This is a genomic window from Paracoccus broussonetiae, assembly GCF_031854425.1.
In the GTDB taxonomy this organism is placed as follows: Bacteria; Pseudomonadota; Alphaproteobacteria; order Rhodobacterales; family Rhodobacteraceae; genus Paracoccus; species Paracoccus broussonetiae.
The window spans coordinates 444,487-469,775 of sequence record NZ_JAVRQI010000001.1 but is presented as its reverse complement, the minus strand read 5'-3'; the positions used below and the strand labels follow the sequence as shown (position 1 = coordinate 469,775).

27 protein-coding genes are annotated in these 25,289 nt (G+C 66.3%); 15 read left to right on the top strand and 12 right to left on the bottom strand.

All coding sequences use genetic code 11. The features are described 5' to 3' along the window. Positions 1 to 4: 4 nt before the first annotated feature. Genes RM190_RS02420 through RM190_RS02410 form a run of 3 tightly spaced genes read right to left on the bottom strand, consistent with a single transcriptional unit; the run spans position 5 to position 1,887 of the window. Entirely contained in the window at positions 5 to 859 is an 855-nt protein-coding gene (locus RM190_RS02420) for a carbon-nitrogen hydrolase family protein (RefSeq protein WP_311757779.1), read from the bottom strand. Continuing rightward, a complete protein-coding gene (gene grxC, locus RM190_RS02415; protein ID WP_311757778.1) occupies positions 856 to 1,119 on the bottom strand; it encodes a glutaredoxin 3 in 264 nt (87 codons plus the stop codon). The genes RM190_RS02420 and grxC overlap by 4 nt, the downstream gene beginning before the upstream one ends. Before the next feature lie 39 nt (positions 1,120 to 1,158). Beyond that, complete coding sequence (locus RM190_RS02410) at positions 1,159 to 1,887, bottom strand: ComF family protein (RefSeq protein ID WP_311757777.1); 729 nt, start codon at positions 1,885 to 1,887, stop codon at positions 1,159 to 1,161. Between the two features lie 31 nt (positions 1,888 to 1,918). On the opposite strand from RM190_RS02410, the gene RM190_RS02405 reads away from it, so the two are divergent. After that, positions 1,919 to 2,761 (top strand): methyltransferase domain-containing protein, encoded by an 843-nt coding sequence (locus RM190_RS02405; RefSeq protein ID WP_311757776.1) that lies wholly within the window; start codon positions 1,919 to 1,921, stop codon positions 2,759 to 2,761. After that, on the top strand, positions 2,758 to 3,789 hold the full coding sequence (hemH, locus tag RM190_RS02400) for a ferrochelatase (RefSeq protein WP_311757775.1): 1,032 nt from the start codon (positions 2,758 to 2,760) through the stop codon (positions 3,787 to 3,789). The genes RM190_RS02405 and hemH overlap by 4 nt, the downstream gene beginning before the upstream one ends. Positions 3,790 to 3,835: 46 nt before the next feature. Here hemH and RM190_RS02395 read toward each other — a convergent pair whose 3' ends face one another. Further along, complete coding sequence (locus tag RM190_RS02395) at positions 3,836 to 4,489, bottom strand: L,D-transpeptidase (RefSeq protein ID WP_311757774.1); 654 nt, start codon at positions 4,487 to 4,489, stop codon at positions 3,836 to 3,838. A 226-nt stretch (positions 4,490 to 4,715) separates the two neighbouring features. On the opposite strand from RM190_RS02395, the gene RM190_RS02390 reads away from it, so the two are divergent. Next, a complete protein-coding gene (locus RM190_RS02390; protein ID WP_311757773.1) occupies positions 4,716 to 5,279 on the top strand; it encodes a CAP domain-containing protein in 564 nt (187 codons plus the stop codon). A gap of 99 nt (positions 5,280 to 5,378) precedes the next feature. Here RM190_RS02390 and RM190_RS02385 read toward each other — a convergent pair whose 3' ends face one another. The 7 genes from RM190_RS02385 to cbbR all read right to left on the bottom strand — a co-directional run bounded on the left by RM190_RS02385 (position 5,379) and on the right by cbbR (position 12,850). Then, entirely contained in the window at positions 5,379 to 5,900 is a 522-nt protein-coding gene (locus RM190_RS02385) for a L,D-transpeptidase family protein (protein WP_311757772.1), read from the bottom strand. Between the two features lie 66 nt (positions 5,901 to 5,966). After that, the gene (locus tag RM190_RS02380; RefSeq protein ID WP_311757771.1) at positions 5,967 to 7,187 is read right to left on the bottom strand and encodes a class I SAM-dependent RNA methyltransferase; all 1,221 of its coding nucleotides are present in this window, start codon (positions 7,185 to 7,187) and stop codon (positions 5,967 to 5,969) included. Next, the gene (locus RM190_RS02375) at positions 7,184 to 9,037 is read right to left on the bottom strand and encodes an ABC transporter ATP-binding protein (protein WP_311757770.1); all 1,854 of its coding nucleotides are present in this window, start codon (positions 9,035 to 9,037) and stop codon (positions 7,184 to 7,186) included. The genes RM190_RS02380 and RM190_RS02375 overlap by 4 nt, the downstream gene beginning before the upstream one ends. Before the next feature lie 7 nt (positions 9,038 to 9,044). Continuing rightward, entirely contained in the window at positions 9,045 to 10,217 is a 1,173-nt protein-coding gene (locus RM190_RS02370; protein ID WP_311757769.1) for a CCA tRNA nucleotidyltransferase, read from the bottom strand. Beyond that, entirely contained in the window at positions 10,214 to 10,813 is a 600-nt protein-coding gene (locus RM190_RS02365) for a CoA pyrophosphatase (protein WP_311757768.1), read from the bottom strand. Before RM190_RS02365 ends, RM190_RS02370 begins: the two co-directional genes overlap by 4 nt. A 1-nt stretch (position 10,814) precedes the next feature. Beyond that, complete coding sequence (gene hslO / locus RM190_RS02360; RefSeq protein WP_311757767.1) at positions 10,815 to 11,831, bottom strand: Hsp33 family molecular chaperone HslO; 1,017 nt, start codon at positions 11,829 to 11,831, stop codon at positions 10,815 to 10,817. 95 nt (positions 11,832 to 11,926) lie between these two features. Continuing rightward, complete coding sequence (gene cbbR, locus RM190_RS02355) at positions 11,927 to 12,850, bottom strand: LysR family regulator CbbR (protein ID WP_311757766.1); 924 nt, start codon at positions 12,848 to 12,850, stop codon at positions 11,927 to 11,929. Between the two features lie 95 nt (positions 12,851 to 12,945). Between cbbR and RM190_RS02350 the strand changes: the two genes are divergently transcribed. The 12 genes from RM190_RS02350 to RM190_RS02295 all read left to right on the top strand — a co-directional run bounded on the left by RM190_RS02350 (position 12,946) and on the right by RM190_RS02295 (position 24,492). Then, positions 12,946 to 13,938 carry a class 1 fructose-bisphosphatase gene (locus RM190_RS02350; protein ID WP_311757765.1) on the top strand — a complete coding sequence of 331 codons (993 nt, stop codon included), beginning with the start codon at positions 12,946 to 12,948 and terminating at the stop codon, positions 13,936 to 13,938. A gap of 9 nt (positions 13,939 to 13,947) precedes the next feature. Continuing rightward, positions 13,948 to 14,820, top strand: coding sequence for a phosphoribulokinase (locus RM190_RS02345; RefSeq protein ID WP_311757764.1), 873 nt, complete (start codon positions 13,948 to 13,950; stop codon positions 14,818 to 14,820). A 22-nt stretch (positions 14,821 to 14,842) separates the two neighbouring features. Then, positions 14,843 to 16,834 (top strand): transketolase, encoded by a 1,992-nt coding sequence (tkt, locus tag RM190_RS02340; protein ID WP_390907813.1) that lies wholly within the window; start codon positions 14,843 to 14,845, stop codon positions 16,832 to 16,834. Then, positions 16,834 to 17,913, top strand: a complete 1,080-nt coding sequence (fba, locus tag RM190_RS02335; protein ID WP_311757762.1) for a class II fructose-bisphosphate aldolase — start codon at positions 16,834 to 16,836, stop codon at positions 17,911 to 17,913. The genes tkt and fba overlap by 1 nt, the downstream gene beginning before the upstream one ends. 23 nt (positions 17,914 to 17,936) lie before the next feature. Further along, positions 17,937 to 19,391, top strand: a complete 1,455-nt coding sequence (locus tag RM190_RS02330) for a form I ribulose bisphosphate carboxylase large subunit (RefSeq protein ID WP_390907811.1) — start codon at positions 17,937 to 17,939, stop codon at positions 19,389 to 19,391. Positions 19,392 to 19,402: 11 nt separating this feature from the next. After that, entirely contained in the window at positions 19,403 to 19,792 is a 390-nt protein-coding gene (locus RM190_RS02325) for a ribulose bisphosphate carboxylase small subunit (protein WP_311757760.1), read from the top strand. A gap of 99 nt (positions 19,793 to 19,891) precedes the next feature. Then, positions 19,892 to 20,812 carry a CbbX protein gene (gene cbbX, locus RM190_RS02320; protein ID WP_311757759.1) on the top strand — a complete coding sequence of 307 codons (921 nt, stop codon included), beginning with the start codon at positions 19,892 to 19,894 and terminating at the stop codon, positions 20,810 to 20,812. Continuing rightward, positions 20,809 to 21,501: a ribulose-phosphate 3-epimerase gene (gene rpe, locus RM190_RS02315; RefSeq protein ID WP_311757758.1), complete on the top strand. Its 693-nt coding sequence runs from the start codon at positions 20,809 to 20,811 to the stop codon at positions 21,499 to 21,501. The genes cbbX and rpe overlap by 4 nt, the downstream gene beginning before the upstream one ends. A 77-nt stretch (positions 21,502 to 21,578) precedes the next feature. Then, positions 21,579 to 22,778: a 3-deoxy-D-manno-octulosonic acid transferase gene (locus tag RM190_RS02310; RefSeq protein ID WP_311757757.1), complete on the top strand. Its 1,200-nt coding sequence runs from the start codon at positions 21,579 to 21,581 to the stop codon at positions 22,776 to 22,778. A 41-nt stretch (positions 22,779 to 22,819) separates the two neighbouring features. Further along, positions 22,820 to 23,242 (top strand): DUF1178 family protein, encoded by a 423-nt coding sequence (locus RM190_RS02305; protein WP_311757756.1) that lies wholly within the window; start codon positions 22,820 to 22,822, stop codon positions 23,240 to 23,242. Between the two features lie 289 nt (positions 23,243 to 23,531). Further along, positions 23,532 to 24,125, top strand: coding sequence for a cytochrome b (locus RM190_RS02300; RefSeq protein ID WP_311757755.1), 594 nt, complete (start codon positions 23,532 to 23,534; stop codon positions 24,123 to 24,125). Between the two features lie 34 nt (positions 24,126 to 24,159). Beyond that, positions 24,160 to 24,492, top strand: a complete 333-nt coding sequence (locus tag RM190_RS02295) for a DUF2794 domain-containing protein (protein ID WP_311757822.1) — start codon at positions 24,160 to 24,162, stop codon at positions 24,490 to 24,492. On the opposite strand, the gene RM190_RS02290 is transcribed toward RM190_RS02295, so the two are convergent. Continuing rightward, entirely contained in the window at positions 24,489 to 25,286 is a 798-nt protein-coding gene (locus RM190_RS02290; RefSeq protein ID WP_311757754.1) for a crotonase/enoyl-CoA hydratase family protein, read from the bottom strand. The genes RM190_RS02295 and RM190_RS02290 overlap by 4 nt on opposite strands. Between the last annotated feature and the right edge of the window lie 3 nt (positions 25,287 to 25,289).

Sequence of the window (25,289 nt, the reverse complement as noted above, 5' to 3'; positions counted from 1 at the left end):
TCTTTCATGGTCCCGAATAGGCCCGGTCATGGGTCAGGGAGGGGATGCGGGACCGTGCCCCGACAACCTCGGCAGGGTCAAGCGCAACCAGCGTCACGCCGGGTTCGGTGCCGGCATCGGCGATCACCCGGCCCCAGGGGTCGACGGCCAGAGAATGCCCGTGGCTGCGCCGGGGTTTGCGGCCGGGCGACAGGTGGCTTTCATGCAAGCCGGACTGGGCCGGGGCCAGCACATAACTGCCCGTCTCGATCGCGCGGGCGCGCAGCAGCACCTCCCAGTGGGCGGCACCGGTGGTGTCGTTGAATGCCGCCGGAACGGTCAGGACCGTCGCCCCCGCCTGTGCAAGATCGCGGTAAAGATAGGGAAAGCGCAGGTCATAGCAGACGCTCATTCCCAGCGGCCAGGGACCATCGGCCAGAACCGCCCGCCCGCCGGGGCGGAAGGCCTGCGATTCTCGATAGGACTCGGTGTCCGAGACCGTCACGTCGAACATGTGCAGCTTGTCGTAGCGCGCCCTTATTTCGCCATCGGGCGCGACCAGAAAGCTTCGATTGGCAAAGCGCCCGTCCCCGTCCTCGTCCGTCTTCAGCGACAGAGACCCGATCAGCAGCCAGATCCCAAGCGCGCGCGCGTCCTCACGCAGGGCGGCCAGGGTCAGGTCCTCGGCCTCGGTCCGCAGCAGGCGGTCCTGGGTCTCGCGGTCGGCATTCAGCAGATTCGTGGCCTCGGGCGTCAGCACAAGGGATGCACCGCCCGCGGCCGCTTCGCGAATCAGCGCCCGCGTCTGCGGCAGGTTGCGTTCGGGGTCGTCCGAGACGCAAAGCTGCACCAGCCCTGCCGTAAGCGGCGCCGATGTCATGCCGAGATGCCGAGCAGCTCGTCCAGCTTGCCCTGCCGATCCAGCAGGTGGATGTCGTCGCTGCCGCCCACATGCTGACCGCCGATGAAGATTTGCGGAACGGTGCGGCGACCACCGGCACGCTGGGTCATCGCGACGCGCAGGCTGGGGTCGCGGCTGACATCGGTTTCCTCAAAGCTGATGCCCTTGCGCGTCAGCAGAGCCTTCGCTGCGATGCAATAGGGGCAGGTGGGCGTCGTATAGATTTCGACCTTGGTCATCTCGGCAGCTTCCAGATTTGCGGTTCCGTTGCCTCCTATCTAGGTATCCTTGACCGCGCGCGCCAGAACCACGACCGAAACCGGGCCGGAACCCGCATCGCGCAGCACCCCCGCCGCTTCGGCAAGCGTCGCCCCCGAGGCCATGACGTCATCGACCAGCAGGACCGTCCGCCCCTCGATCATCGGGGCAGCGCGCGACGCCACCTGCATTGACTGTGCGACATTGGCGAAGCGGTCGCCGACGGTTCCGTGATCCTGCATCGGGGTGTCGCGCCGGCGCAGCAGGGCATGGGGCAGGTGGGTCAGATGATGTACGCGGGCCACGCGTTCCGACAGCAGCGCGGCCTGATTGTATTTCCGCCGCGCAAGCCGGCGCAGATGGACCGGGACGGGCACGATCACCATGTCTGGCCGGATCAGTGGATCTGCTGCGCGCGCGACCCAGTCCCCCAGCGCCGGGGCCAGGTCCGGGCGGTCGCCATGCTTCAGCATCAGGGCCAGCTTGCGCCCGGTTCCGCGATAGACAAGCGCGGCGCGTCCCCGCAGCCAGGGTCGGGGCAGGTGCAGGCAGTCGTCGCAGACGATCAGGCTGTCTTCATCCTCCTCCAGCCCGGCGCCCGGTAAGGGGGCGCCACAGCGCGTGCAACAGGTGCCCGAGATGTACTGCGCCTCGGCCCAGCAGTCCGGGCACAGGCCGCCTTCGTCCGAAACCGGCTTCGCGCAGCACAGGCATTGGGGTGGATAAACCAGCCGCAATGCGCCTTTCATCAGCCCGCGAAGCCCCCTATTGTGCGCCCCCATGACAGCCATCCGAAACAGCTCCATTCCCGGCCTAACGGACCGCGCCGCGCTTGAACGCAACCGCGCCCGCGCCATCAGCGCCGGTCCTGTCGATTTCCTGCACCGACTCGTCGCCGACGAGATCGAGGATAGGCGGGAAGAGGTAAACAGAAGGTTTAGCGACGTGGCCGTCGTGACCGGGATGCCCGGCTTCTGGTCCAGAGCCATCCCGGGGGCGAAGATCGTGCCCGATCAGCCCGAGCTGGATCTTGAACCTGGCGCGCATGACCTGGTGATCCACGCGATGGCGCTGCACTGGGCCGAGGATCCCGTCGGCCAGATTGTGCAATGTGCCCGCGCGCTACGGCCTGACGGGCTTTTCGTCGCGGCCTGTCCCGGCGGACGCAGCCTGAACGAATTGCGCGAAGCGCTGACGCGGGCCGAGGTCGAGGTGACGGGGGGGCTTTCGCCCCGCGTCGTGCCGATGGCCGAGATCCGTGACCTTGGCGGGCTTCTGGGGCGCGCCGGTCTGGCGCTGCCGGTCGCCGACCAGATCACCCGTCATGTCAGCTATCGCGACCTGTTCCACCTAGCCCATGACCTGCGCGGCATGGGCGAGGGGAACGCCCTGTCCGGTCGCCTGCGCCACCCGACGCGCCGCGAGGTGCTGATGCGCGCGGCCGCGATCTATGCCGAATCCCATCCCGATCCGGCGAATGCCGGGCGGATCAGGGCGACCTTCGACCTGGTCTTCCTGACCGGATGGGCACCAGATGCCAGTCAGCAACGCCCCCTGCGGCCCGGTTCGGCCAAGATGCCGCTGGCCGAGGCCCTTGCGAGCATGAGGAAACCGCAGGAATGACCCGTCCCGAACACGCGCCCGACGACCATCCCGCGATCCCGGCCCGGCGGATCGGCGTTCTGATCGCCAATCTGGGGACGCCCGATGCCACCGACTATTGGTCGATGCGCCGCTACCTGAACGAGTTCCTGTCGGATGAACGGGTCATCGACCTGCCGCGCTGGAAATGGCAGCCGATCCTGCAAGGCATCATCCTGACCAAGCGGCCGTTCAGCTCGGGGGCGAATTACCGCAGCATCTGGAACAACGAGGCGAATGAAAGCCCGCTCATGACCATCACCAAGCAGCAGGTGGCGGGCCTGCGTGAGCGGGCCACCGCCCTTTGGGGCGACCGGGTGATGGTCGATTACTGCATGCGCTACGGCAATCCCTCGACCCCTTCGGTGGTCGACCGGATGGTCAAGGCGGGCTGCGACAGGATCCTGTTCCTGCCACTTTACCCGCAATATGCCGGCGCGACCTCGGCCACGGCCAACGATCAGTTCTTTCGGGCGCTGATGCAGCAGAAATGGCAGCCTGCCGCCCGCACCGTCGCCCCCTATTTCGCTCGACCCGACTATATCGAGGCGCTGGCGGGCTCGGTCACGCGCGCCTTGGGGGGCGCGGTGCCGCGCAAGCTGGTCGCCAGCTATCACGGGATGCCCAAACGCTACCTGACCGAGGGCGACCCCTATCATTGCCATTGCCAGCAGACCTCGCGGTTGCTGGGCGCGCGGCTGGGCTGGGACAGCGATGTCATCGACACCTCGTTCCAGTCGGTCTTCGGCAAGGAAGAGTGGCTGCGTCCCTATACGGTGGAACATGTCGCCGACCTGGCACGGCGCGGGATCACCGAGATCGCCGTGATCTCGCCTGCCTTCTCGGCCGATTGCGTCGAAACGCTGGAGGAGGTTCAGGGCGAGATCCGCGAGGCTTTCATGCATGCCGGGGGCAAGGAGTTCACCTATATCCCCTGCCTCAATGCTGAGCCTTCGCATCTGGACGTGCTGACCTCGATCATCGCCGAGAACCTTGGCGGCTGGATATGAAAAAGGCCCCCTCGGGGGCCTTTCCTGTCCGGGTTGAGCGTCTCGCTCAGATCAGCAGCACCTGCGTCCCGACCGTGGTCAGGTCGTAAAGCTGCTTGATGTGTTCGTTGTAAAGGCCGATGCAGCCGTTCGAGGACTTGCGGCCGATCTTGCGCGTGTCGTGGGTGCCGTGGATGCGGTAATACTGCCAGCTCAGCCACAGCGCGTGGGTGCCAAGCGGGTTGTCCGGACCCGCGGGCACGAAATCCGGCCATTCGGGGTTGCGCTTCTTCATCTCGGGCGTCGGCGACCAGGTCGGGCCGACAACCTTCTTGATGATCTCGGTCCGACCGGTGCGGGTCAAATCCTTGCTGACCGGAACCGAGGTCGGGAACAGCTTGTAGACCGACTGGTCCTCGGACCAGAAATGCAGCGCGCGCGAGGTCAGGTCGACCAGAATCGCGCCATTGGTCAGGCTGCTGAAATAGGGCTGCCAGTCCTGCATCCGGAAGCTGGAGATGTTGCGGCGCGAATCCTGCGTCTGGTCGTACTGGACCATGCCCGCGTCGGGCGTGGCGCCCCCGCCGGTCCCCTGCAACGGCTGCCCGGTATAAGGGTCGATTTGCTGGGCGATGGCCGGCGCTGCAAGCCCGGCTGCCCCGACCACCACCGAGGTGGTCAGAAATTTCCGGCGCGAGACCGGATTTTTCGGCGTGATCATCTGTCGCTCCTGAATTTGTTCCGAGCCGCCTCAAGCGGCCTTCTCTGCCCGATTTGCGATGAGCTTATGGATTTGGGCCTTACGCGCCCCCGAAGTCGCGCGCAATTCAAACAAGCGTCATTGTCGCAACAGAGCCTCAGGCTGTTGCGCTCACGCAATCTTGGGTTTGAAGGCAGTCACACGCTTTTGTATGGCTGTCGCAAAATCTTCTCCGGGACAGAACGACATGATGAAATTTGCAACCATTGCGCTGGTCTCCGTTCTTGCGCTGACCGCCTGCCAGAAGCAGCAGCCGCAGCTTGGCCCCGATGGTCAGCCCATCCCCGTGGCCTACAAGATCACGCCGCGCGAAGAAGCCCAGATCCCCGCGCGCCTTGCCGGTCAGATCAACCAGCTGCGCGCCAATGTCGGCGCAACGCCGGTCACGGAAAACCCGATGCTGGACGCCGCTGCCAAGGCCCATGCCCGCGACATGTCGGCGCAGAACCGCGCCTGGCATTTCGGTTCGGACGGCTCCTCGCCGCTCGACCGGGTCCGGCGCCAAGGCTATACCGCGCATCTGGTGGGTGAGAACATCTCGGAAACCTATGAGAACGAGATCACCACGCTGAACGCCTGGATGCAGAACCGCGATACCCGCGATGTCATCATGGACCCCAGCGTCAGCGATTTCGGCATCGGCTGGTATCAGGAGCCGTCGGGCAAGATCTGGTGGGTGCTGCTGACCGGTTCCAACTCGATGGCCGCGCCGGCGGCGCCTGGTGGTTTCGCGATGGCCTCGACCCAGTGACGGCCGGATCGCCGGGCCATGCCCGGCGATGCCCGGAAATGAGGAAGGCCCCGGAACTCCGGGGCCTTTTCCTTTGTCTGCCGGGACGCGGTCGTTCCGTCAGGGGTAGATGAAGACGGGAACGCCGGTGTTCAGCATGGCGAAGATATCCTCGATCTCTTCATCGTTGACCGCGATGCAGCCAGCGGTCCAGTCCGGGCGGTTCAGCATCCGTCCATCCGGTCCCAGCCCGTGGATCATGATGTCCCCGCCCGGCCGCAATCCCATCGAGGCGGCATAGGCGATATCCTTGGCCGCGGGATAAGAGATCCCGACCGACAGGTGATAGCGGCTGCGCGGGTTCTTGCGATCGATGAAATACATGCCCTCGGGCGTCTTGCCGTCGCCTTCGAACTGCTTTGCGCCCACCGGTTGGTTGCCAAGATTGACGTCATAGCTGGCGATCACCTGTGTGCCGCTGACCATGTACATCTTGCGCTCGCCCTTTTTGACGACGACCTGAGTCACCGGCGGACCGTTATAGCTTTTGAACTTGCTGCGCGGCTGCGCGCTGTCACCGCCGCAGTTAGCCAGCAAGAAAACCGCGATGACCGCGATCCCTGCGCGAATTGCCCGTATCATCACTGCCCTCAGAGTGCCTCTGCACCGCTTCTTGGGGGATGAGATAGCACAGGGGCCGCCAACGGGCTAGCTTCGGCGAATTTCCGCCACGGTTTCGACATGGGGCGACCAGCGGAACTGATCGACGATGAAAAGCCGTGTGATGGTCCAGTTCTTCTCGGCGAGAATCCGCGCATCCCTTGCAAAAGTCACAGGATCGCAGCTGATCCAGGCCAGCCGCGAAACACGGGTAAGGGCGATCTGACGCGCCTGCGCTTCGGCCCCGGACCGTGGCGGATCGATCACGATCGCGTCATATTCCAGCTCGTCCGCCAATAGCGGACGGCGGGCAAGGTCGCGGGTCTCGGTGGTGATTCGACGTAATCCCGAAGTCTTGCGCGCAGCAGCCTGCAGCGCCTGAAGGGGCGCGGCCAATCCTTCGACGGCATGAATCTCGGCCCGTTCGGCCAAAGGCAGGGTGAAGGTGCCGCAGCCCGCGAACAGGTCAAGGACGCGCGCAGCATCCCCGACGATGCTGCGGGTGGCGCCGGCCAGCGCGGCCTCTCCCTCGGCCGTGGCCTGAAGAAACGCGGCGGGCGGCGGCACGACGCTGGCGCGACCAAAGGAAACCATCGGCGGACGCCGCGTGATCGACTGGTCGCCCCAGCTGAGCCGCGCAAGATCGCCCCGGTCAGCAAGACCAGCCAGCGCCTCGAACAGCGGCGGGTCAAGCGGCTTGCCCCCCGTGACCGCGACATCAAGCCCCGAGGTCGTCTCGGTCACGGTCAGCGAAAGCTCACCGGCACGCGATGCCCCGGTCGTGACGATCTGGCGGAGCAGCGGCAGTGCGTCCTGGATGGCCGGGCGCAGGACATGGCAATCCGCAATGTCGACGATGATGTCCGAGGCACGGGCGTGAAAGCCCAGAAGCACGCCCTTTTTCGTGCGCCGCGCCGACAGGACCGCCCGCCTGCGCGAACGGGGGGGCGAGACATGGACACCCGCCACCGGCGCGGTCAGCCCCTGCGCGCGCAGGGCCTCGGTCACGACGCCGACCTTCCAGTCGCGAACGAACGCGTCCGAGCCATGCATCAGCGAACAGCCACCGCAGGAGCGGTAATGCGCGCAGGCCGGGCGGACCCGATCGGCGGAGGGGGACAGGATGCGGGGTGCGGCGATGCGTCCATCGATGTCCTCACCCTCGATCACCTCGCCGGGCAGGGTCAGCGCGGCCAGCGCACGTGCGTCTTCGGTCAGGGCGACGCCGTCGCCCTTGCGGCCCAGCCGCTCGATCTTCCAGGTGGTCACTCGGCAGCCTCGGTCGTCTCGTCTTCGTCAGTTCCCAGGAATCCGCCCGACTGGCGGTTCCAATAGCGGGCATAGGTGCCCTGAAGTGCCAGCAGCTCGGCATGGCTGCCCTGCTCGACAATGCGCCCGGCCTCCATCACGACGATGCGGTCAAGCTCGGCGATGGTGGACAGCCGGTGGGCGATCGCCAGCACCGTCTTGCCCTGCATGGCACGGTGCAGGGCGTCCTGGACCTGCGCCTCGACCTCGCTGTCAAGGGCGCTGGTCGCTTCGTCCAGCACCAGGATCGGGGCATCGCGCAAAAGGGCGCGGGCCAGCGCGATCCGCTGCCGCTGCCCGCCCGACAGCTTCACGCCCCGCTCGCCCAGATGGGCGTCATAGCCCTTACGCCCGGCATGGTCGCGCAGGTTCAGGATGAACTCATGCGCCTCGGCGGCGGTCGCGGCGGCAATGACCTCTGCCTCGGTGGCATCGGGACGGCCATACAGGATGTTGTCATGGGCGGAGCGGTTGAACATCGCGGTTTCCTGCGTGACCATCGCGATGTTCTGGCGCAGACTTTCCTGCGTCACCTGCCGGATGTCATGGCCATCGATCCTGACCGCGCCGCGTTCCACGTCGTAAAGCCGCAGCAACAGCGACACCATCGTCGACTTGCCCGCGCCCGAGGCACCGACGATGCCCAGCTTCTCGCCGGGGGCGACATGCAGGTCCAGGTCGCGAATACCGCCTTCGGTCCGGCCATAGGCGAAATCGACATGGTCGAAATCGATCCGGCCCGCGACCCGGCCCAGGACCAGCGCATCGGGCGCGTCCGTCAGGCCGTGGGGCGGCGACAGGGTCTGCATCCCGTCCTCGACCTCGCCAATGCTGCCCCAGACCCCCATCAGGGCCATGCTGACCCAACCGGTCATCTGCGCAAGCCGCATTGCGATCGCACCCGAGGCCGCGATGTCGCCGGCAGTGGCGAGCCCTTCGCGCCACAACAGCATGGTGCCGCCGACCAGGATCACCGGCAGCGCCCCGGCCACAGCCATCAGCGACAGGCGGAACCACGAACTGACGCGGCCGAAATCCAGCGCGCGTTCGCGAAAGCCCGCCATCGCGCCAAGCGCGGCGCGATCCTCGTGATCGGCATGGGCGAACAGCTTGACGGTCTTGATATTGGTGATCGTGTCCACGACCTGCCCGGTCACCATCGCCCGTGCCGAGGCCCGCCCGGCCGAGGTCGTGCGGATCCGCGGCAGGAAGAAGCGGATCAGCACGATATAGGAGGCCAGCCAGACCAGCAGCGCGACCGCGCCCCAGCCGTCGATCGAGACAAGGAACGCCGCCGACCCCAGCACCGAGGCCAGCGCAAAGGCGACGACGTTCACCATTTCCGAGGCGACGTCAGTCACTGCACGCGCGGTCTGCATCTGCTTTTGCGCGATGCGCCCGGCAAAGTCGTTGTCGAAGAATGTGACGGAATGACCCATCGTCCACCGATGCAGCCGCGACAGGACCAGCGGCAGCACGTTCGGCCCGATGATGACGCTGGAACTGGCGGTGGACAGGCCGAAGATCGCGGGGCGGGCGACAAGGAAGAACAGGACGAAGCCGATGATCAGCCCGCCATGCTGCGCCCAGATCTGGTCGGCGGGGGTCACGACCACGGCGTCGATCACCCAGCCCAGCAGGATCGCCGAGATGACATCCGCAACCCCGCCAAGCGCCGATGCGATGGCCGCCAGCGTCAGCCCCGGCCAGGCACCCGACAGGCACCAGCGGAAAAAGGCCATCAGCCTGCGCGGTGGCGGTCCATCGGCCGGACGGAAGGCGTCGATCATGCGGGCGAAGTAGTCATGCATCTCGCGGTCAACCTTTCATCTCGCCGGACCGGTCCAGCGCAATCCGCAGCAGGGAATCGCGCGGCAGGGTGAAGTCGCTGGCGACAAAGGCAATCTCGGCCTCGCGCAGGGCCTCGCCCAAGGCGGGTCCGGACAGTTCCGGCATCAGGTCCCGAGCCGCAAGGGGCAGCCGCGCGGCCGCCGCACGATCGATCCGTTCCTGCCAGTCCGGGCGGAAGGCGGCGCCTTGCGCGGTGCGGATCAACGCGGCGCGGCGCGCGGTTCTCGCGCCAAGCCGATAGGCGGCCTCGGGCAGCGGCAGGGTCAGGGCAGTTGCCAGATGTTCCTGCGCGCGGGCTTCCTCGCGCGACAGGCGCAGGTCATGGACCGGATTGGCGGGGGCAAGCAGGGCCAGCCGGGTCTGCCAGTCGGGCGACGCGCCCGCCTGAACCTCGGCAGCGATCAGCGCAGGCAGGGCATCGGGCCGCGACCCCGGCAGGATGCGCGCAACGATGCCTGCATCGGCCATCATCGCCACGGCCTCGACCGGGTCCGGTGCGGACAGAAGCTTGCGCATTTCCGCCCCGATCCGTTCCTTCGAGATGCCATCAAGGCCCGGCGCCAGCGCGGCGCAGGCCGCCAGCGCGGCGGGATCGGCCGCACCTTTCGCGCCATAGCGGGCATGGAAGCGGAAGAAGCGCAGGATGCGCAGGTAATCCTCGACGATGCGGGCGCGGGCGTCTCCGACAAAGCGCAGCCGCCGGGCCACAAGGTCGGGCAGGCCGCCGACCGGATCCAGCACCTGCCCCGAGGCATCCGCGTAAAGCGCGTTCATGGTGAAGTCGCGGCGAAGCGCATCTTCCTCGATCCGGTCCGAAAATGCGACGACGGCATGGCGCCCGTCCGTCTCGACATCGCGGCGAAATGTCGTGACCTCAAAGCCTTTGCTATCGGCAACGACGGTGATGGTGCCATGTTCGGCACCCGTGGGCACGGCGCGCAACCCCGCCGCCTCGGTCAGCCGCCGCGTGTCGTCGGGCAGGGCAGAGGTGGCGATATCGACATCCGCGATCGGCTCGCCCAGCAGGGCGTTCCTGACCGCGCCGCCGACCACCAGCGCCTGATGCCCCGCATCGCTCAGCGCGGCCAGAACCCGGCGCAGCGCGGGGTCGTGAAGAAAGGGGGCCTCGATCCGGGTCATGCCGCCAGCCGCAATGCCAGCGCGTGCAAGACCCGCGCCGTCGCCCCCCAGATGTAATACGGGCCATAAGGCGCGACGTAATAGTTCCGCCAGTCGCCACGCCACAGTCGGCGTTCGATGCGATAGCTGGCGGGATCGGCGATATGCGCAAAGGGAACGGTGAAAATTTCCTCGACCTCCCCGGCCTCGGCCCGGGGGGTGAACTCGCCGCGGATCAACCCCAGGACGGGGGTCATGGCGAAATTCGTGACCGTGCGGTGCGGGGGCAGGCTGCCCAGGATCTCGACCTGCGCGGGATCAAGGCCGATTTCCTCATGCGCCTCACGCAAGGCGGCCGCGACCTCGTCTGCGTCGCCGGGATCGACCTTGCCGCCGGGCAGCGCGATCTGTCCGGGGTGATGGCGCAGGCTGCTGGCGCGCTTGGTCAGCACCAGCCGGCCCTGCCTGTCAAACGCCGCCAGCACGCCGGCGGGGCGCAGCTCCACCTCGGCCGGGGGCGCCGCTTGCACCAGGTCATAGTCGGACGAGGGCGCCGCTGGGGTCGACAGCGCCCTTCGAAGCTGGTCGCGCAGCAGCGTCTGCGGCGCGGTCAGCATGTCATTGCGCCGCTTGCTGGGCAGGGGGCAGGGGCTTGCCCTGACTGTCCACGGTCGCCTCGAAGCCCAGGCTGCGCGGGTCGAATTCGTAATGCGCGCCGCAGAACTGGCAGTCGGCGGTCACGATTCCGTCCTCGGTCGTCATGTGCGCGATGTCCTTGGCGGAATAGATCGACAGCGTGCCACGCACCCGGTCGGGGCTGCACGAGCAGCCGAAATGCAGGTCCTGGCGGTGGAAGGCCGTCGGCTGTTCCTCGTGGAACAGGCGATAGACCAGATTCGGCAGCGGCAGGCCGGCATCGACCAGCTCGATCGCCTCAACCGTGCCCATCAGCATGGTTGCGCGATTCCAGTCCTCGGACTCGGCGCCTTGCAGGATGTCGGCCGATTCCAGTTCCGCACCGTCTTCGGGCGCGGCATGGCTTTGCGCCGGCAGGGTCTGCAACATGATCCCGCCCGCGCGCCAATGCTCGGCGCTGTCACCGGCCAGACGCGAGCGGCCGACCGTCACCTCGAACTGGGTCGGCAGCTGTTCGGACTGCTGGAAATAGGTCTGCGCACAGCGCGACAGCGATCCCCCGTCCAGCGGCGTCATCCCCTGATAGGGGGTCATGCCCGGACCCTGGTCGATCAGCACGGCGAAATAGCCTTCGCCCACCTGCTCGAAACCGGGCTGGTCCGAGGACAGGCGCTCGGCGTCGAAGCTGGCCCAGGCGCGGATGCGGGCGGGGGCACCTTCGGTCTCGGGGGCGTAATAGTCGGTGGCGATGGTGCGGATCGGACCATTGCCCCGAACCTGCAGCGACAGTTTCCAGCGCAGCTTGATCGTGGGACCGATCAGCGCCGTCAATGCCACAAGTTCGGCCACCATGGCGCTGACCGCGACCGGATAGTCGTGGCGCGACAGGATATGTTCAAGGGTCGGACCCAGCCGGACTGCGCGCCCGCGCACCCCCGATGCTTCCAGTTGAAAGGGCAACACGCAGTCGTCCCAGGAAAGATCCTTTGTTTGAGCCATCATTTGTCCTTCGGAATGAGGGGCGCGACCGGGCCAAGCGGCGGCGCGCGTTGCCCCCAATATAGGCCTTGGACGGAAAACCCCAAGGGGGGCCGTCAGACGCGGGGCAGGAAGGATCCGTTCATGTCGCGGACATGGTCATGCACGCGCTGCCCGGCTGGGGAAAGCGGCGTATCCTCGCGCCGCAGCAGGAACCAGCTGCGCTGGATCGGCAGGCCGATGGCCCTGATCGAGACAAGCCGCCCCGCCCGCAATTCCTCTGTCACGGTGTGAAGCGAGATCAGCGCGATCCCCAGTCCCGCGATGACGGCCTGCTTGATGGTCTCGTTGGTGCCCATCTCGACCATGCGCCAAGGTGTCCCGTCGCCGATCCGGTCCAGAAAGCGCGTCATCAGGATCCGCGTGCCGGAGCCGCGCTCTCGCGCCAGGAAGGTCTCGGCCAGAAGATCCTGCGGCAGCGCGGGATCGGCATCCGCCAGCGGATGTCCGGGCGGCGCGACGATGACATGGGGATGGGGGCCGACCGGCTCGGCTACGACGGCGGGACTGCGGGGCGGTCGCCCCATGATGGCAAGATCGACCGCGCGCGCCCCAAGCCACTGGATGACGGTGTCGCGGTTGCCGATGCGCAAGGTCACTTCGACCTCTGGCAGGGCGCGGCGCAGGTCTGCGACAAGGCGCGGGGCGAAATACTTGCCGGTCGAGACCACGCCCAGCGACACGTTCCCGGTATGGCCGCTTTGCAGCGCGGCGACGCGGCGGGCACAGGTTTCCAGCGCGACCGCGATCTGGGCCTCGGCCTCCAGCATGGCGCGGCCTTCGTCGGTGGGCAGAAAGGCGCCATGCTCTCCGCGCAGGACCAGGGGCGCGGCCATCAGATCCTCAAGCGCGCGAAGCTGGCCGTGAACGGCGGGCGGGCTGAGACCCAGGTCGCCGGCCGCTCCCGTCAGCGAGCCGCTGTCGATGACGGCGCGCAGGGCGCGCAACTGGCGCAAGGTGACGGCGTCGATCCTGTTCATTCAGGTTTTCCGAAAGAAACTTCCAGTTTTTTAAATGTTCCTTAAAATTTAGCCGTGTCAACAAGAAGGTGGGAAGCGCGCCAAGGGAGGGGCCGATGACCGCCACAAGCATCGACAGTCGCCGGATTCCGGCCGAATTCCGCCCGATGATGCAGGCCATCGCCGAAACCGGTGCCAGGCTGGCCGCGATCATCCGCGGTGGACGCGATCTGGGCGCGGCGGTGGGCAGAAACTCGGATGGCGACGGACAAAAGGCGCTGGACGTGCTCGCCGACGACATGTTCCGCGAGGCGCTGGCCGGGACCGGAGTTCGCTGGCTGGTCTCGGAGGAGCAGGACCACGCCATCGAGGTCGATCCCGCCGGGGTGCTTGCCGTGGCGATGGACCCGCTGGATGGCTCATCCAACATCGACACCAACGTCTCGATCGGCTCGATCTTCGCGATCTATCCGGCCGAGGACACGGCCGAAGCCAGCTTCCTGCGACCCCTGCGCCAGCAGATCGGCGGGGGCTACATCATCTATGGTCCGCGCTGCGCGATGATGGTCAGCTTCGGCGACGGGGTGCAGCACTATGTCCTGGACCCCGCGACCGACGCTTTCCGGATCGAGAACACGCGGCTGATGATGCCCGACTGTTCGTTCGAATTCGCCATCAACGCCTCGAACTATCGCCATTGGGCGCGTCCGGTCCGGGCGTTCATCGACGATTGCCTGGCCGGGATCGACGGCCCGCGCGAGACGAATTTCAACATGCGCTGGATCGCCTCGCTGGTGGCCGAGACGCATCGGATCCTGATCCGGGGCGGCGTGTTCCTGTATCCCGCCGACGCCCGCAAAGGGTATGAGCGCGGCCGCCTGCGCCTTCTTTACGAATGCGGTCCCATCGCCTTCCTGATTGAGCAGGCGGGCGGGCGTGCGTCGGATTCCTGCGAGCCGATGCTCGACCAGCAGGTGCAGGCATTGCACCAGCGCTCGCCCTTTGTCTTCGGATCGGCCGAAAAGGTCGCCCGCATCGCCGCCTATCACGACCTGCCCGAAACCGAGGTTTCGGCGCTGTTCGGCAATCGCGGCCTTTTCCGTGCCTGAGAGGAACACATGAGCAGGAAGCACCCCATCATTTCGGTCACCGGTTCGTCAGGCGCGGGCACCACGACCATCAAGAATACCTTCGACCAGATCTTCCGGCGCGAGGGAATCAGGGCCGCCTCGATCGAGGGCGACGCCTTCCACCGCTATGACCGCGCAGCGATGAAGGCCGAACTGGCGCGCCGGACCGAGGCAGGGGATCATACTTTCAGCCATTTCAGCCTGGACGCGAATGAGCTGCCGCGGCTGGAAGAGGCCTTCCGGGACTATGCCCGGAGCGGCAGCGGCAAGACCCGCCACTATGTCCATGACGAGCGCGAGGCCGAAATCTGGGGTTCCGCGCCCGGCACCTTCACCGAATGGTCTGAGTTCGAGCCGGGGTCTGACCTGCTTTTCTATGAAGGCCTGCACGGTGCCGTGAAGACCGATGGCATCGACATCGCCGGTCATGCCGACCTGAAGATCGGGGTCGTCCCGGTCATCAATGTCGAGTGGATCCAGAAGATCCATCGCGACAAGGCCAGCCGCGGTTATTCGACCGAGGCGGTGACAGACGTGATCCTGCGCCGGATGCACGCCTATGTGCATGTGATCTGCCCGCAATTCACGCAGACCGACATCAACTTCCAGCGCGTCCCGGTGGTCGATACCTCGAACCCCTTCATCGCGCGCTGGATCCCGACGCCGGACGAAAGCCTGGTGGTGATCCGCTTCCGCAATCCACGGGGCATCGATTTCCCTTATCTGACCACGATGATCCAGGGCTCGTGGATGAGCCGCGCCAATTCCATCGTCGTTCCCGGTCCGCGCATGGACCTGGCGATGCAGCTGATCCTGACGCCGATGGTGACGCGGATGGTCAGCGAATCGAAACGCGCCTGAAGGAGTGGCCGCGATGAACCAGATGACGCGCATGGAAACCGACGCCGAAGCCCAGATGGCGACCGCGATCCGGGTGCTGGCGATGGACGCGGTCGAGGCCGCGAAATCCGGCCATCCCGGCGCGCCGATGGGCATGGCGGATGTGGCGGCGGTGCTGTTCAACCGCTTCATGCGGATCGATCCTGCCGATGACAAATGGCCGGACCGCGACCGTTTCGTGATGTCGGCCGGGCACGGCTCGATGCTGGTCTATGCGATCAACCACATGCTGGGCTATGACGACATGCCGGTGGAGCAGCTGCGCGCCTTTCGCCAGCTTGGATCGCGCACCGCCGGTCATCCCGAATACGGCCACGCCCGGGGGATCGAGACCACGACCGGTCCCTTGGGTCAGGGCATCACCACCGCCGTCGGCATGGCGCTGGCCGAGCGGATGATGAACGCCCGCTTCGGGGACGATCTGGTCGACCACTGGACCTATGTCATTTGCGGCGACGGCTGCCTGATGGAGGGCGTCAGCCAGGAGGCGATCGATTTCGCCGGGCACCAGCGCCTCGGCCGGATGGTCGTGCTTTGGGACGACAACCGCATCACCATCGACGGCGCGACCGACCTGTCGACCGGCACCGATCAGCAGGCGCGCTTCGCCGCATCGGGCTGGCATGTGCAGGCCGTCGACGGCCATGACCGAGAGGCCGTGGCCCGCGCGATCCAGGCTGCGCGGACGGATGACCGCCCCTCGATGATCGCCTGCCGCACGGTGATCGGCTATGGCGCCCCGAACAAGCAGGGCAGCCACGATGTCCACGGTGCGCCGCTGGGCAAGGACGAGATCGAGGCGGCCCGCCAGCATCTTGGCTGGACGCATGACCCCTTCGAAATTCCGCAAGCCATCCTCGACTCCTGGCGCGCCGTCTCCGCGCGGGGGGCGACGGCGCGGTCGGCATGGCAGGAACGGCTGACCCGTTCCCCTCTGAAGCCCAGGTTTTCTGCCATGCTGGCCGCGCCCGACGCATCCGCACTGCGCCGCGCCATCACCGAACATGCCGAACGCATCGCCGTCGAGCGGCCCTCTGTCGCGACCCGCAAGGCGTCTGAAATGGCGCTGGAGGTGGTCAACGCGACACTGCCGAACACCATCGGGGGGTCGGCAGACCTGACCGGATCGAACAATACCCGGACGAAGGGGATGGCGGCCATCACGGCTGCAGACCGTGGCGGGCGCTATGTCCATTACGGTATCCGCGAACATGGCATGGCGGCGATCATGAACGGGATCGCGCTGCATGGCGGGTTCATCCCCTATGGCGGGACGTTCCTGGCTTTCAGCGACTATTCCCGTCCGGCGATCCGGCTGGGGGCGCTGATGGGGGTGCCAGTGGTCCATGTCATGACCCATGACAGCATCGGGCTGGGCGAGGATGGTCCGACCCACCAGCCGGTCGAGCATGTGGCCGCCCTTCGTGCCATCCCGAACCTGACGGTCTTTCGTCCTGCCGACGCGATCGAGACGGCCGAGGCCTGGGAAATCGCGCTGACTGCGCCAGCCACCCCCTCGGTCCTATGCCTGTCGCGTCAGAACCTGCCCACGGTCCGTGACCTCGCCCGCGTGAACATGACGCGGCAAGGCGCCTACGTCCTGCGCGAGACGCAAGGGCCGCGGGACGTGACGCTGATCGCCACCGGATCGGAGGTCGAGCTTGCGCTGGGCGCTGCCGATCTTCTGGTCGCGCGTGGCGTCGCCGCGGCCGTGGTGTCCGCCCCAAGCTTCGAGCTTTTCGCCGCCCGCCCCCAGGTCGATCGCGAAGAGGTCTTGGGCGCGGCCCCGCGCATCGGGATCGAGGCGCTGATCCGGCAGGGCTGGGACGGACTTTTCCTGCGGCCCGGTGACGGCTTCATCGGGATGACCGGCTTTGGCGCATCCGCCCCCGCCCCGGCGCTGTATCGCCATTTCGGCATCACGGCCGAGGCCGCGGCTGACCTGGCCCAGCAACTGATCACGGGAGGAAAGTGATGGCGCTGATCACGCTTCGGCAACTTCTGGACCACGCCGCCGAGCATGGCTATGGCGTGCCCGCCTTCAACATCAACAACATGGAGCAGGGGCTGGCCATCGTGAAGGCGGCCGCGCAGGCCGACGCCCCCGTGATCCTGCAGGCCAGCCGCGGCGCACGGTCCTATGCTGGCGACATCATGCTGCGCCGCATGGTCGAGGCGCTGGCCGAGATGAACCCCACGATCCCGATCTGCCTGCATCAGGATCATGGCAACAATCTTGGTACCTGCATGTCGGCGATCCGCCACGGCTTCACCAGCGTGATGATGGACGGCTCGCTGCTGGAGGACATGAAGACGCCCGCCGACTACGATTACAACGTCGCGGTGACGGCCAAGGTGTCCGAGGCCGCCCATGCGGTCGGCGCGTCGGTCGAGGGCGAGCTGGGGGTGCTGGGCAGCCTTGAGACCGGCGAGGCCGCGGCCGAGGATGGATCTGGCGCGGAAGGCAAGCTGGACCACAGCCAGTTGCTGACCGATCCCGATCAGGCGGCCGATTTCGTCCAGCGCACCCGCTGCGACGCGCTGGCGATCGCTTGCGGCACCAGCCACGGCGCCTACAAGTTCACACGCAAGCCCGATGGCGACATTCTTGCCATGCATGTGATCGAGGCGATTCACCAGCGCCTGCCCGGCACGCATCTGGTCATGCACGGGTCCAGCAGCGTTCCGCAATATTTGCAGGATCTCATCAACGGGGCGGGCGGCGAGATGCCCCAGACCTATGGCGTCCCGGTGGAGGAGATCGAGCGCGGCATTCGCCACGGCGTGCGCAAGGTCAATATCGACACCGATTGCCGCATGGCCATGACCGGGCATTTCCGCAAGGTCGCCCGCGAACGCCCGCAGGAATTCGACCCGCGCAAGTTCCTGATCCCCGCGATGGAGGAACTGGCCGCGCTGTGTCGCGACAGGTTCGAACGCTTCGGCACGGCGGGCCACGCCGGCCGCATCAGGGTCATCCCGATGGACGAGATGGCCAAACGCTACGCGTCGGGGGCGTTGGACCCGGCCATTGCCGGCGCCAGAGCCGCCTGAAGGGAGGAAGTTCGATGAACGAGATGTCGAAGACCGAAATCACCGACGCCAAGAAGCGCTATGCCGCAGGCGTTCTGAAATATGCCCAGATGGGCTATTGGGACGGCGATTACGTGCCGAAGGACACCGATGTCCTGGCCCTGTTTCGCATCACGCCGCAGGAGGGCGTGGACCCCATCGAGGCCGCTGCTGCCGTCGCCGGAGAAAGCTCGACCGCGACCTGGACGGTGGTCTGGACCGATCGGCTGACCGCTTGCGACCAATATCGCGCAAAGGCCTACAGAGTCGAGCCGGTGCCGGGCACGCCGGGGCAGTATTTCTGTTACGTCGCCTATGACCTGATCCTGTTCGAGGAAGGCTCGATTGCGAACGTCACCGCCTCGATCATCGGCAACGTGTTCAGCTTCAAGCCGCTGAAGGCCGCCCGGCTGGAGGACATGCGCTTTCCCGTCGCCTACATGAAGACCTTTGCCGGCCCGCCGACCGGCATCGTGGTCGAGCGCGAGCGGCTGGACAAGTTCGGCCGTCCGCTGCTGGGCGCGACCACCAAGCCGAAGCTGGGCCTGTCCGGCAAGAACTATGGCCGCGTCGTCTATGAGGGGCTGAAGGGTGGCCTCGACTTCATGAAGGATGACGAGAACATCAACAGCCAGCCCTTCATGCATTGGCGCGACCGTTTCCTTTACTGCATGGAGGCGGTGAACAAGGCGACCGCCGTGACCGGCGAGATCAAGGGTCATTACCTGAACATCACCGCCGGCACGATGGAAGAGATGTATCGCCGCGCCGAAATGGCCAAGGAACTTGGCTCGGTCATCGTCATGGTCGACCTGATCGTGGGCTGGACCGCGATCCAGTCGATCTCGAACTGGTGCCGCCAGAATGACATGATCCTGCATATGCACCGCGCCGGGCATGGCACCTATACAAGGCAGAAGAACCACGGCATCAGCTTCCGCGTGATCGCGAAATGGCTGCGCATGGCGGGCGTCGACCACCTGCATTGCGGCACCGCCGTCGGCAAGCTGGAAGGCGACCCGATGACCGTGCAGGGCTTCTACAATGTCTGCCGCGAGATCCATAACGAGGTCGACCTGCCGCGCGGGATCTTCTTCGAACAGGATTGGGGCAACCTGAAGAAGACCATGCCCGTCGCGTCGGGGGGCATCCATGCCGGGCAGATGCACCAGCTGATCGACCTGTTCGGCGATGACGTCGTCCTGCAATTCGGCGGCGGGACCATCGGCCACCCGATGGGCATCCAGGCGGGCGCAACCGCGAACCGCGTTGCGCTGGAGGCAATGGTCCTGGCCAGGAACGAGGGCGTCGACCTGAAGTCCGAAGGCCCCGAGGTCCTGCGCAAGGCCGCGAAGTGGTGCAAGCCGCTGGAGGCGGCGCTGGATACCTGGGGGAACATCACCTTCAACTATACCTCGACCGACACCTCCGACTTCGTTCCCACCGCATCCGTCAGCTAAGGAGAGGAAAGATGCGCATTACCCAAGGTTGTTTTTCCTTTCTGCCCGACCTGACCGACGCGCAGATCCGCGACCAGATCGAATACATCCTGTCCCGCGACTGGGCGGTCGGAATCGAATTCACCGACGAGCCCCATCCCCGCAACACCTATTGGGAGATGTGGGGCAACCCGATGTTCGACCTGAAGGACGCGAAGGGCGTGATGATGGAACTGGACGAGTGCCGCAAGGCGCATGGCGACGCCTATATCCGCATCAACGCCTTCGACAGCAGTCGTGGATGGGAGACGGTGATGATGTCCTTCATCGTCAACCGCCCCGCGCATGAGCCGAGCTTCCGCACCTGGAGGATGGAGGCGGACGGGCGGCATGTCCGCTATACCCACGAGATGGTGGGCTGACGCATCTGCCGGGCCTGTTGGCCCGGCGGCGCCGGGGGGCCGTCTGCCCCCCGGACCCCCCGAGGGTATTTTCCAAACGATGAAGGAAGGAGTGGGGTCATGGATGGCGATGCGGCACCGGTCACGGTCGACCTGAGGGCGGAATACGAATCCTCGGGCGTGCGCGAGATCCTTGACGAGCTTGACCGCGAGCTGATCGGCCTGGCCCCGGTCAAGCAGCGCATCCGTGAAACTGCGGCGCTGCTGCTGGTGGACCGGGCGCGGCGGCAACTGGGCCTGGCCCATGAGACGCCGACCCTGCACATGTCCTTTACCGGCAATCCCGGCACGGGCAAGACCACCGTCGCGCTGAAGATGGCGGGTCTGCTGCATCGGCTGGGCTATGTCCGCAAGGGGCATCTGGTCAGTGTCACCCGCGACGATCTGGTCGGGCAATATATCGGCCATACCGCACCCAAGACCAAGGAAGTGCTGAAAAAGGCGATGGGGGGCGTGCTGTTCATCGATGAGGCCTATTACCTCTACAAGCCAGACAACGAACGCGACTATGGGCAGGAGGCGATCGAGATCCTGTTGCAGGTGATGGAAAACAACCGAGACGATCTGGTCGTGATCATGGCGGGCTATGCCGACCGGATGGACCGCTTCTTTTCCGCCAATCCCGGCTTCCGCTCGCGCATTGCCCATCACATCGAGTTTCCCGATTACTCGGACGAGGAGCTGGGGCGCATCTCGGGTGCGATGCTTGGCGCGCAGGGATATGTCCTTGATCCGGGTGGGGCGGCGGCGATGGCGGAATATGTCCGCCTGCGCCGCGAGCAGCCCCATTTCGCCAATGCCCGCAGCATCCGCAATGCGCTGGACCGGGCACGACTGCGTCAGGCGAACCGGCTTTTTTCCGCAGCAGCCGTGGTTGACGCCAAATCGCTTTCCACGATAACGGAGGCCGATATCCGAGCGAGCCGCGTCTTTTCCGGCGGGCTCGACATTGACGGCAGCCGCAGGAAGGACGTGCCATGAGCTTCGACCGCAGCATCAAGATCGCCCCCTCGATCCTTTCGGCGGATTTCGCCAATTTCGGACAGGAGATCCGCGCAGTCGAGGAGCAGGGCGCCGACTGGGTCCATGTCGACGTCATGGACGGGCATTTCGTTCCGAACATCACCTTTGGCCCGGCCACCTGCAAGGCGATCCGCCCGCATATCCGGGGCGTGATGGATGTTCACCTGATGATCTCGCCGGTGGATCAGTATATCGATGCTTTCGCGGAATCGGGCGCGGATTTCATCACCGCCCATCTTGAGGCCGGGCCGCATATCCACCGCACCCTGCAGGCGATCCGGGCGACCGGGGCCAAGGCGGGACTGGCGTTGAACCCCGGCACCCCGGCCGAGGCGGCGAAGGGCCTGATTGACGACGTCGATCTGATCTGCGTGATGACCGTGAACCCCGGTTTCGGCGGGCAGAAGTTCATTCGCAGCCAGATCGAGAAGGTGCGGGCGCTGCGGGCGATGATCGGCGACCGTCCCGTCCATATCGAGATCGACGGCGGGGTCGATCCGACCACTGCGCCGCTGGTCGCCGAAGCAGGGGCCGATGTGCTGGTCGCGGGCTCGGCCGTGTTCAAGGGCGGCTCGGTTTCCAATAGCGCGCCCTATGGCGAAAACATCCGCGCGATCCGCGCCGCAGCCGAGGCCGTGCTGCGTTGATCCCGGCCGGGGGCGGGGCTAGGCTGGCCCCGACCCGATCGGAGACGAGCCCTGGCACCCATCGTCGAGAAACCGCAATGATCTGGCGCGGCGCGACTGCGCTTGCCGGTACGGCCCTGCGCCTGACCGCCCCGATGACGGGCGCGGACTGGCGCGAACGCCTTGCGTTGACCGGCCCCGAGGTCGTGCCGGGGGGGATCTGGCTTCACGCCGCCAGCGTGGGCGAGTTGACCTCGGCCCGGTTGCTGGCCGAGGCGCTGGCCGAGCAAAGCCGCCTGACCGTGACCACCAACAGCACGACCGGTCGCGCTCTGGCCCGCAAGCTGGGATGGACGGCGGTTCTGGCGCCCCTGGACGTGCCGCAGGCCGTGGGCCGCTTCCTTGACCGGATCGAGCCTTCGGTGCTGGTCACGGTCGAGAACGAGCTTTGGCCCAACCGCTCCGTCATGGCGGATGAGCTGGGCGTGGCGCAGGTGGTGGTGGGCGCGCGCATCTCGGCCCGCTCGGCCGAGCGCTGGGCCCGGTTGCCGCGTCTGATCCGACCCATGCTGGAACGCATCGACCTGCTGTCGGCGCAGGATGCCGGCAGCGAACAGCGCCTGATGCAGCTGGGCCTGCCCCCCGACGCGATCGGCAGCCGGTTGAACCTGAAGCTTCTGGACCCGGCGCGCATCCAGCCGCCCCATGACGGGCCGGATCGCGCCGAGACCGTGCTGGCCGCGTCCACCCATGAGGGCGAGGACGAGATCGTGCTGGATGCCTATCTTGCCGCGCGCGAGATCGTGCCCGGATTGCGGCTGATCCTTGCACCCCGCCATCCGGTACGGGGGGATGCCGTCGCGGCGCGCCTGGCCGCGCGGGGCATTGCCTTCCGCCGCCGCAGTACGGGCGGAGATCTGGACGCGCAGATCCTGCTGGCCGACACGCTGGGCGAGATGGCGGATTGGTATGCCGCCGCCGGTATCTGCGTCACCTGTGGTTCCTTTGCGGATCATGGCGGCCATACCCCGTGGGAACCGGGTGCCTGGCGCTGCGCGATCCTGCATGGGCCGCATGTCTCGAACCACGCCGCCGACTACGCCGATCTTGATGCGGCGGGCGCGGCGATGGGCTGCACCGCGGCCGATCTGTCGGCCCGGCTGGTCGAGCTGGCGCAAGACCCGCGGCGCCAGCGGGGAATGGGCAAGACCGCGCGCGAAATGCTGCTGTCGCGGGCGGGCGATCCACAACCACTGGTCGCACGGATCCTGGACCTCGCGCATGGCGGCCTTGCATAAGACCCTGCCAGAACCGATATCTGCAGGGAAAGGAATCGACGATGATCCGCTATGACCTGCGCTGCGAAAAGGGCCATGAATTCGATGGCTGGTTCCGATCTTCCGAAGGGTTCGAGACCTTGCGGAGCGCGGGACAGGTGGCTTGCACGCTTTGCGGATCGACGGTGGTCGAAAAGGTGCTGATGGCGCCCGGAATAGCCACGTCGCGTTCCAAACCGTCCGGGGATCTGCATACGGCCCGCAACCCCGAAGAGGCCGCGCTGGACAAGCTTCGCCGGCATATCGAGGAAAATTCAGACTATGTCGGCATGTCCTTTGCGGCCGAGGCGCGCGCCATCCATGAGGGCGATGCCCCCGCCCGCGCCATTCATGGCGAGGCGAAGCTCGAGGACGCGCGCAGCCTGATCGAAGACGGCATTCCCGTCGCGCCGCTGCCCTTCCGGTCGCGTCAGCGCGCGAACTGAAGTTTCCCGGATCCGGCGTCGTTCGGCGCCACCAGCCTTGCCTGCGAGCAGCGATCGAGCCTTGCGCGAAAGCCATGGACCGCTGCAGCCTGGGCTTAGGCTCCTGCCGGATCGCCCCGGGACTTCCTCCTGTCATCCAGGTCACCCCGCAGCGATTGCAGCGGAATCCGTCGTGATGATGTTTCGTCCGACCACATCGACGTGAGCGAGGGCGTCAAGGCTTGCCCCTGGTCCGCGGCTGGCCCTAGGTTGACATGGAATTTCAGTCAACTTTTTAGCGGGCACCATTATGCACCCATCCGATCGGGCCGGAAGCCTGCCCCTGCGAGACACCAGCACGCGTTACGGGCGCCTGACGCGCGCCCTGCATTGGTCCATGGCGGCGCTGCTGGCCTGGCAGTTCCTGGGAATGGGGTTGAAGCTGGTTCTCGGGCGCACGCCGGTTGTGTCCTTCTTCACCAGCTCGCATCAGAAGGTCGGGACGGTGCTGTTCGTGCTGATCGTGCTGCGCGCGCTGTGGGCGGTGGCGAACCGCGGCAACCGGCCCTCGCATGGCGGTGGGTTGATGGGTGTCGCGGCGCGGGCGGGACACCTGTCGCTTTACGCGGTGATGTTGCTGGTGCCGCTTGCGGCCCTGCTGCGCGCCTATGGGTCCGAGCGCGTCTTTGCCCCCTTCGGTTTCCAGATCTTTGCCGCGCAGGATCCCCAGATCGGCTGGATGGTCGGCTTCGGCAATGCCCTGCATGGAGAGCTGGGCTGGCTGATGCTGGCGCTGATCGCGGGCCATGTCGCCATGGTCGGGCTGCACGAGGGCATGTGGCGCGACGGTACGCTGTCGCGCATGGCGGGCCGCGGCCGCAGGCGCGCGCGCCTTTTCGATTGATCGGCGCGGCGCGAGATGTCACCATTTCGTCATGATGAATGCGCCCTTCGGCATTTCCTCGCAGCATGACCGGGTCGCCTTTGACCGGTCCGAGCTTGGATTGATCCTGTCGGTCTATGGTCGGATGGTCGCGGCGGGGGAATGGCGGGACTACGCCATGTCCTTCCTGCGCGAGGTCGCGGTCTTTTCGGTCTTTCGCCGTGCTGCCGAACATCCGCTGTATCGGATCGAAAAGCGGCCGCGCCTGCGCGGCGCGCAGGGGCAATACGCGGTCATCGGCATGGACGGGCGCATCCTGAAGCGCGGCCACGATCTTGCCAATGTCCTTCGCATTCTGGAAAAGAAGCTGATCCGCCCGGTCGATTAGTCCGGAGCGATCTTGTGCGCGGTCCCGCGGGCAAAGGCGTCCAGCCTGTCCATGGCCGCGTCCTGTGTGTTCACGATGCCCGCCACCATCGCCTCGGCATAGGCGGCGTCCAGGCCCGACATGTTCTGCATGTGCGAAATCGCCGAGCAGACCGCGAAATTCGACAGGGGCGTGTTCCGGGCGCTTTGCCGGGCCAGGTCCAGCGCCTTGGCCTCGCTGTCGCGGACGCGGTATTGCGCCAGGCCGACGGCCACGGCCTCGTCCCCGGAATAAAGCCTGCCGGTCAGCATCATGTCGACCATGCGGGCCTTGCCGATCAGGGCGGGCACGCGGATCGTGGCGCCGCCGCCGGTGAACAGGCCGCGCTGCCCCTCGGGCAGGCCGAAATAGGTGGTCTCGTCCATCACGCGGATATGCGCGGACGAGGCGAGTTCAAGCCCGCCGCCGACCACCGCGCCTTTCAGGGCCGCGATGACCGGCAGCCCGGCATATTCGATCTTGTTGAATGCCTCGTGCCAGCGCAAGCACAGGCGCATGAACTCGGCGGGGGTGCGTTCGGCGCGGCCATGCTCGACAAGGTCCAGCCCGGCGCAGAAATGCGGCCCCTCGGCGCGCAGGACCACGGCCCGCGCACCCGAGGATGGCAGCGCGGTAAAGACACCGATCAGCTCCTCGATGGTTTCTGCGTCCAGGGCATTGCGCTTGGCCGCGCGGTTCAGCGTGACCGTGGCGATGCCATCGTCGTCGACCGCCAGCAAAAGATTCGTCAGCCGCAGTTCCGAGATGCCAAGCATGGT

Bases quoted from the DNA above. Each gene is read 5' to 3' on its own strand.
- RM190_RS02420 (WP_311757779.1), bottom strand. From the start codon at position 859: ATGACATCGGCGCCGCTTACGGCAGGGCTGGTGCAGCTTTGCGTCTCG.
- grxC (WP_311757778.1), bottom strand. From the start codon at position 1,119: ATGACCAAGGTCGAAATCTATACGACGCCCACCTGCCCCTATTGCATC.
- RM190_RS02410 (WP_311757777.1), bottom strand. From the start codon at position 1,887: ATGAAAGGCGCATTGCGGCTGGTTTATCCACCCCAATGCCTGTGCTGC.
- RM190_RS02405 (WP_311757776.1), top strand. From the start codon at position 1,919: ATGACAGCCATCCGAAACAGCTCCATTCCCGGCCTAACGGACCGCGCC.
- hemH (WP_311757775.1), top strand. From the start codon at position 2,758: ATGACCCGTCCCGAACACGCGCCCGACGACCATCCCGCGATCCCGGCC.
- RM190_RS02395 (WP_311757774.1), bottom strand. From the start codon at position 4,489: ATGATCACGCCGAAAAATCCGGTCTCGCGCCGGAAATTTCTGACCACC.
- RM190_RS02390 (WP_311757773.1), top strand. From the start codon at position 4,716: ATGATGAAATTTGCAACCATTGCGCTGGTCTCCGTTCTTGCGCTGACC.
- RM190_RS02385 (WP_311757772.1), bottom strand. From the start codon at position 5,900: ATGATACGGGCAATTCGCGCAGGGATCGCGGTCATCGCGGTTTTCTTG.
- RM190_RS02375 (WP_311757770.1), bottom strand. From the start codon at position 9,037: ATGCATGACTACTTCGCCCGCATGATCGACGCCTTCCGTCCGGCCGAT.
- RM190_RS02370 (WP_311757769.1), bottom strand. From the start codon at position 10,217: ATGACCCGGATCGAGGCCCCCTTTCTTCACGACCCCGCGCTGCGCCGG.
- RM190_RS02365 (WP_311757768.1), bottom strand. From the start codon at position 10,813: ATGCTGACCGCGCCGCAGACGCTGCTGCGCGACCAGCTTCGAAGGGCG.
- hslO (WP_311757767.1), bottom strand. From the start codon at position 11,831: ATGGCTCAAACAAAGGATCTTTCCTGGGACGACTGCGTGTTGCCCTTT.
- cbbR (WP_311757766.1), bottom strand. From the start codon at position 12,850: ATGAACAGGATCGACGCCGTCACCTTGCGCCAGTTGCGCGCCCTGCGC.
- RM190_RS02350 (WP_311757765.1), top strand. From the start codon at position 12,946: ATGACCGCCACAAGCATCGACAGTCGCCGGATTCCGGCCGAATTCCGC.
- RM190_RS02345 (WP_311757764.1), top strand. From the start codon at position 13,948: ATGAGCAGGAAGCACCCCATCATTTCGGTCACCGGTTCGTCAGGCGCG.
- tkt (WP_390907813.1), top strand. From the start codon at position 14,843: ATGACGCGCATGGAAACCGACGCCGAAGCCCAGATGGCGACCGCGATC.
- fba (WP_311757762.1), top strand. From the start codon at position 16,834: ATGGCGCTGATCACGCTTCGGCAACTTCTGGACCACGCCGCCGAGCAT.
- RM190_RS02330 (WP_390907811.1), top strand. From the start codon at position 17,937: ATGTCGAAGACCGAAATCACCGACGCCAAGAAGCGCTATGCCGCAGGC.
- RM190_RS02325 (WP_311757760.1), top strand. From the start codon at position 19,403: ATGCGCATTACCCAAGGTTGTTTTTCCTTTCTGCCCGACCTGACCGAC.
- cbbX (WP_311757759.1), top strand. From the start codon at position 19,892: ATGGATGGCGATGCGGCACCGGTCACGGTCGACCTGAGGGCGGAATAC.
- rpe (WP_311757758.1), top strand. From the start codon at position 20,809: ATGAGCTTCGACCGCAGCATCAAGATCGCCCCCTCGATCCTTTCGGCG.
- RM190_RS02310 (WP_311757757.1), top strand. From the start codon at position 21,579: ATGATCTGGCGCGGCGCGACTGCGCTTGCCGGTACGGCCCTGCGCCTG.
- RM190_RS02305 (WP_311757756.1), top strand. From the start codon at position 22,820: ATGATCCGCTATGACCTGCGCTGCGAAAAGGGCCATGAATTCGATGGC.
- RM190_RS02300 (WP_311757755.1), top strand. From the start codon at position 23,532: ATGCACCCATCCGATCGGGCCGGAAGCCTGCCCCTGCGAGACACCAGC.
- RM190_RS02295 (WP_311757822.1), top strand. From the start codon at position 24,160: ATGAATGCGCCCTTCGGCATTTCCTCGCAGCATGACCGGGTCGCCTTT.
- RM190_RS02290 (WP_311757754.1), bottom strand. From the start codon at position 25,286: ATGCTTGGCATCTCGGAACTGCGGCTGACGAATCTTTTGCTGGCGGTC.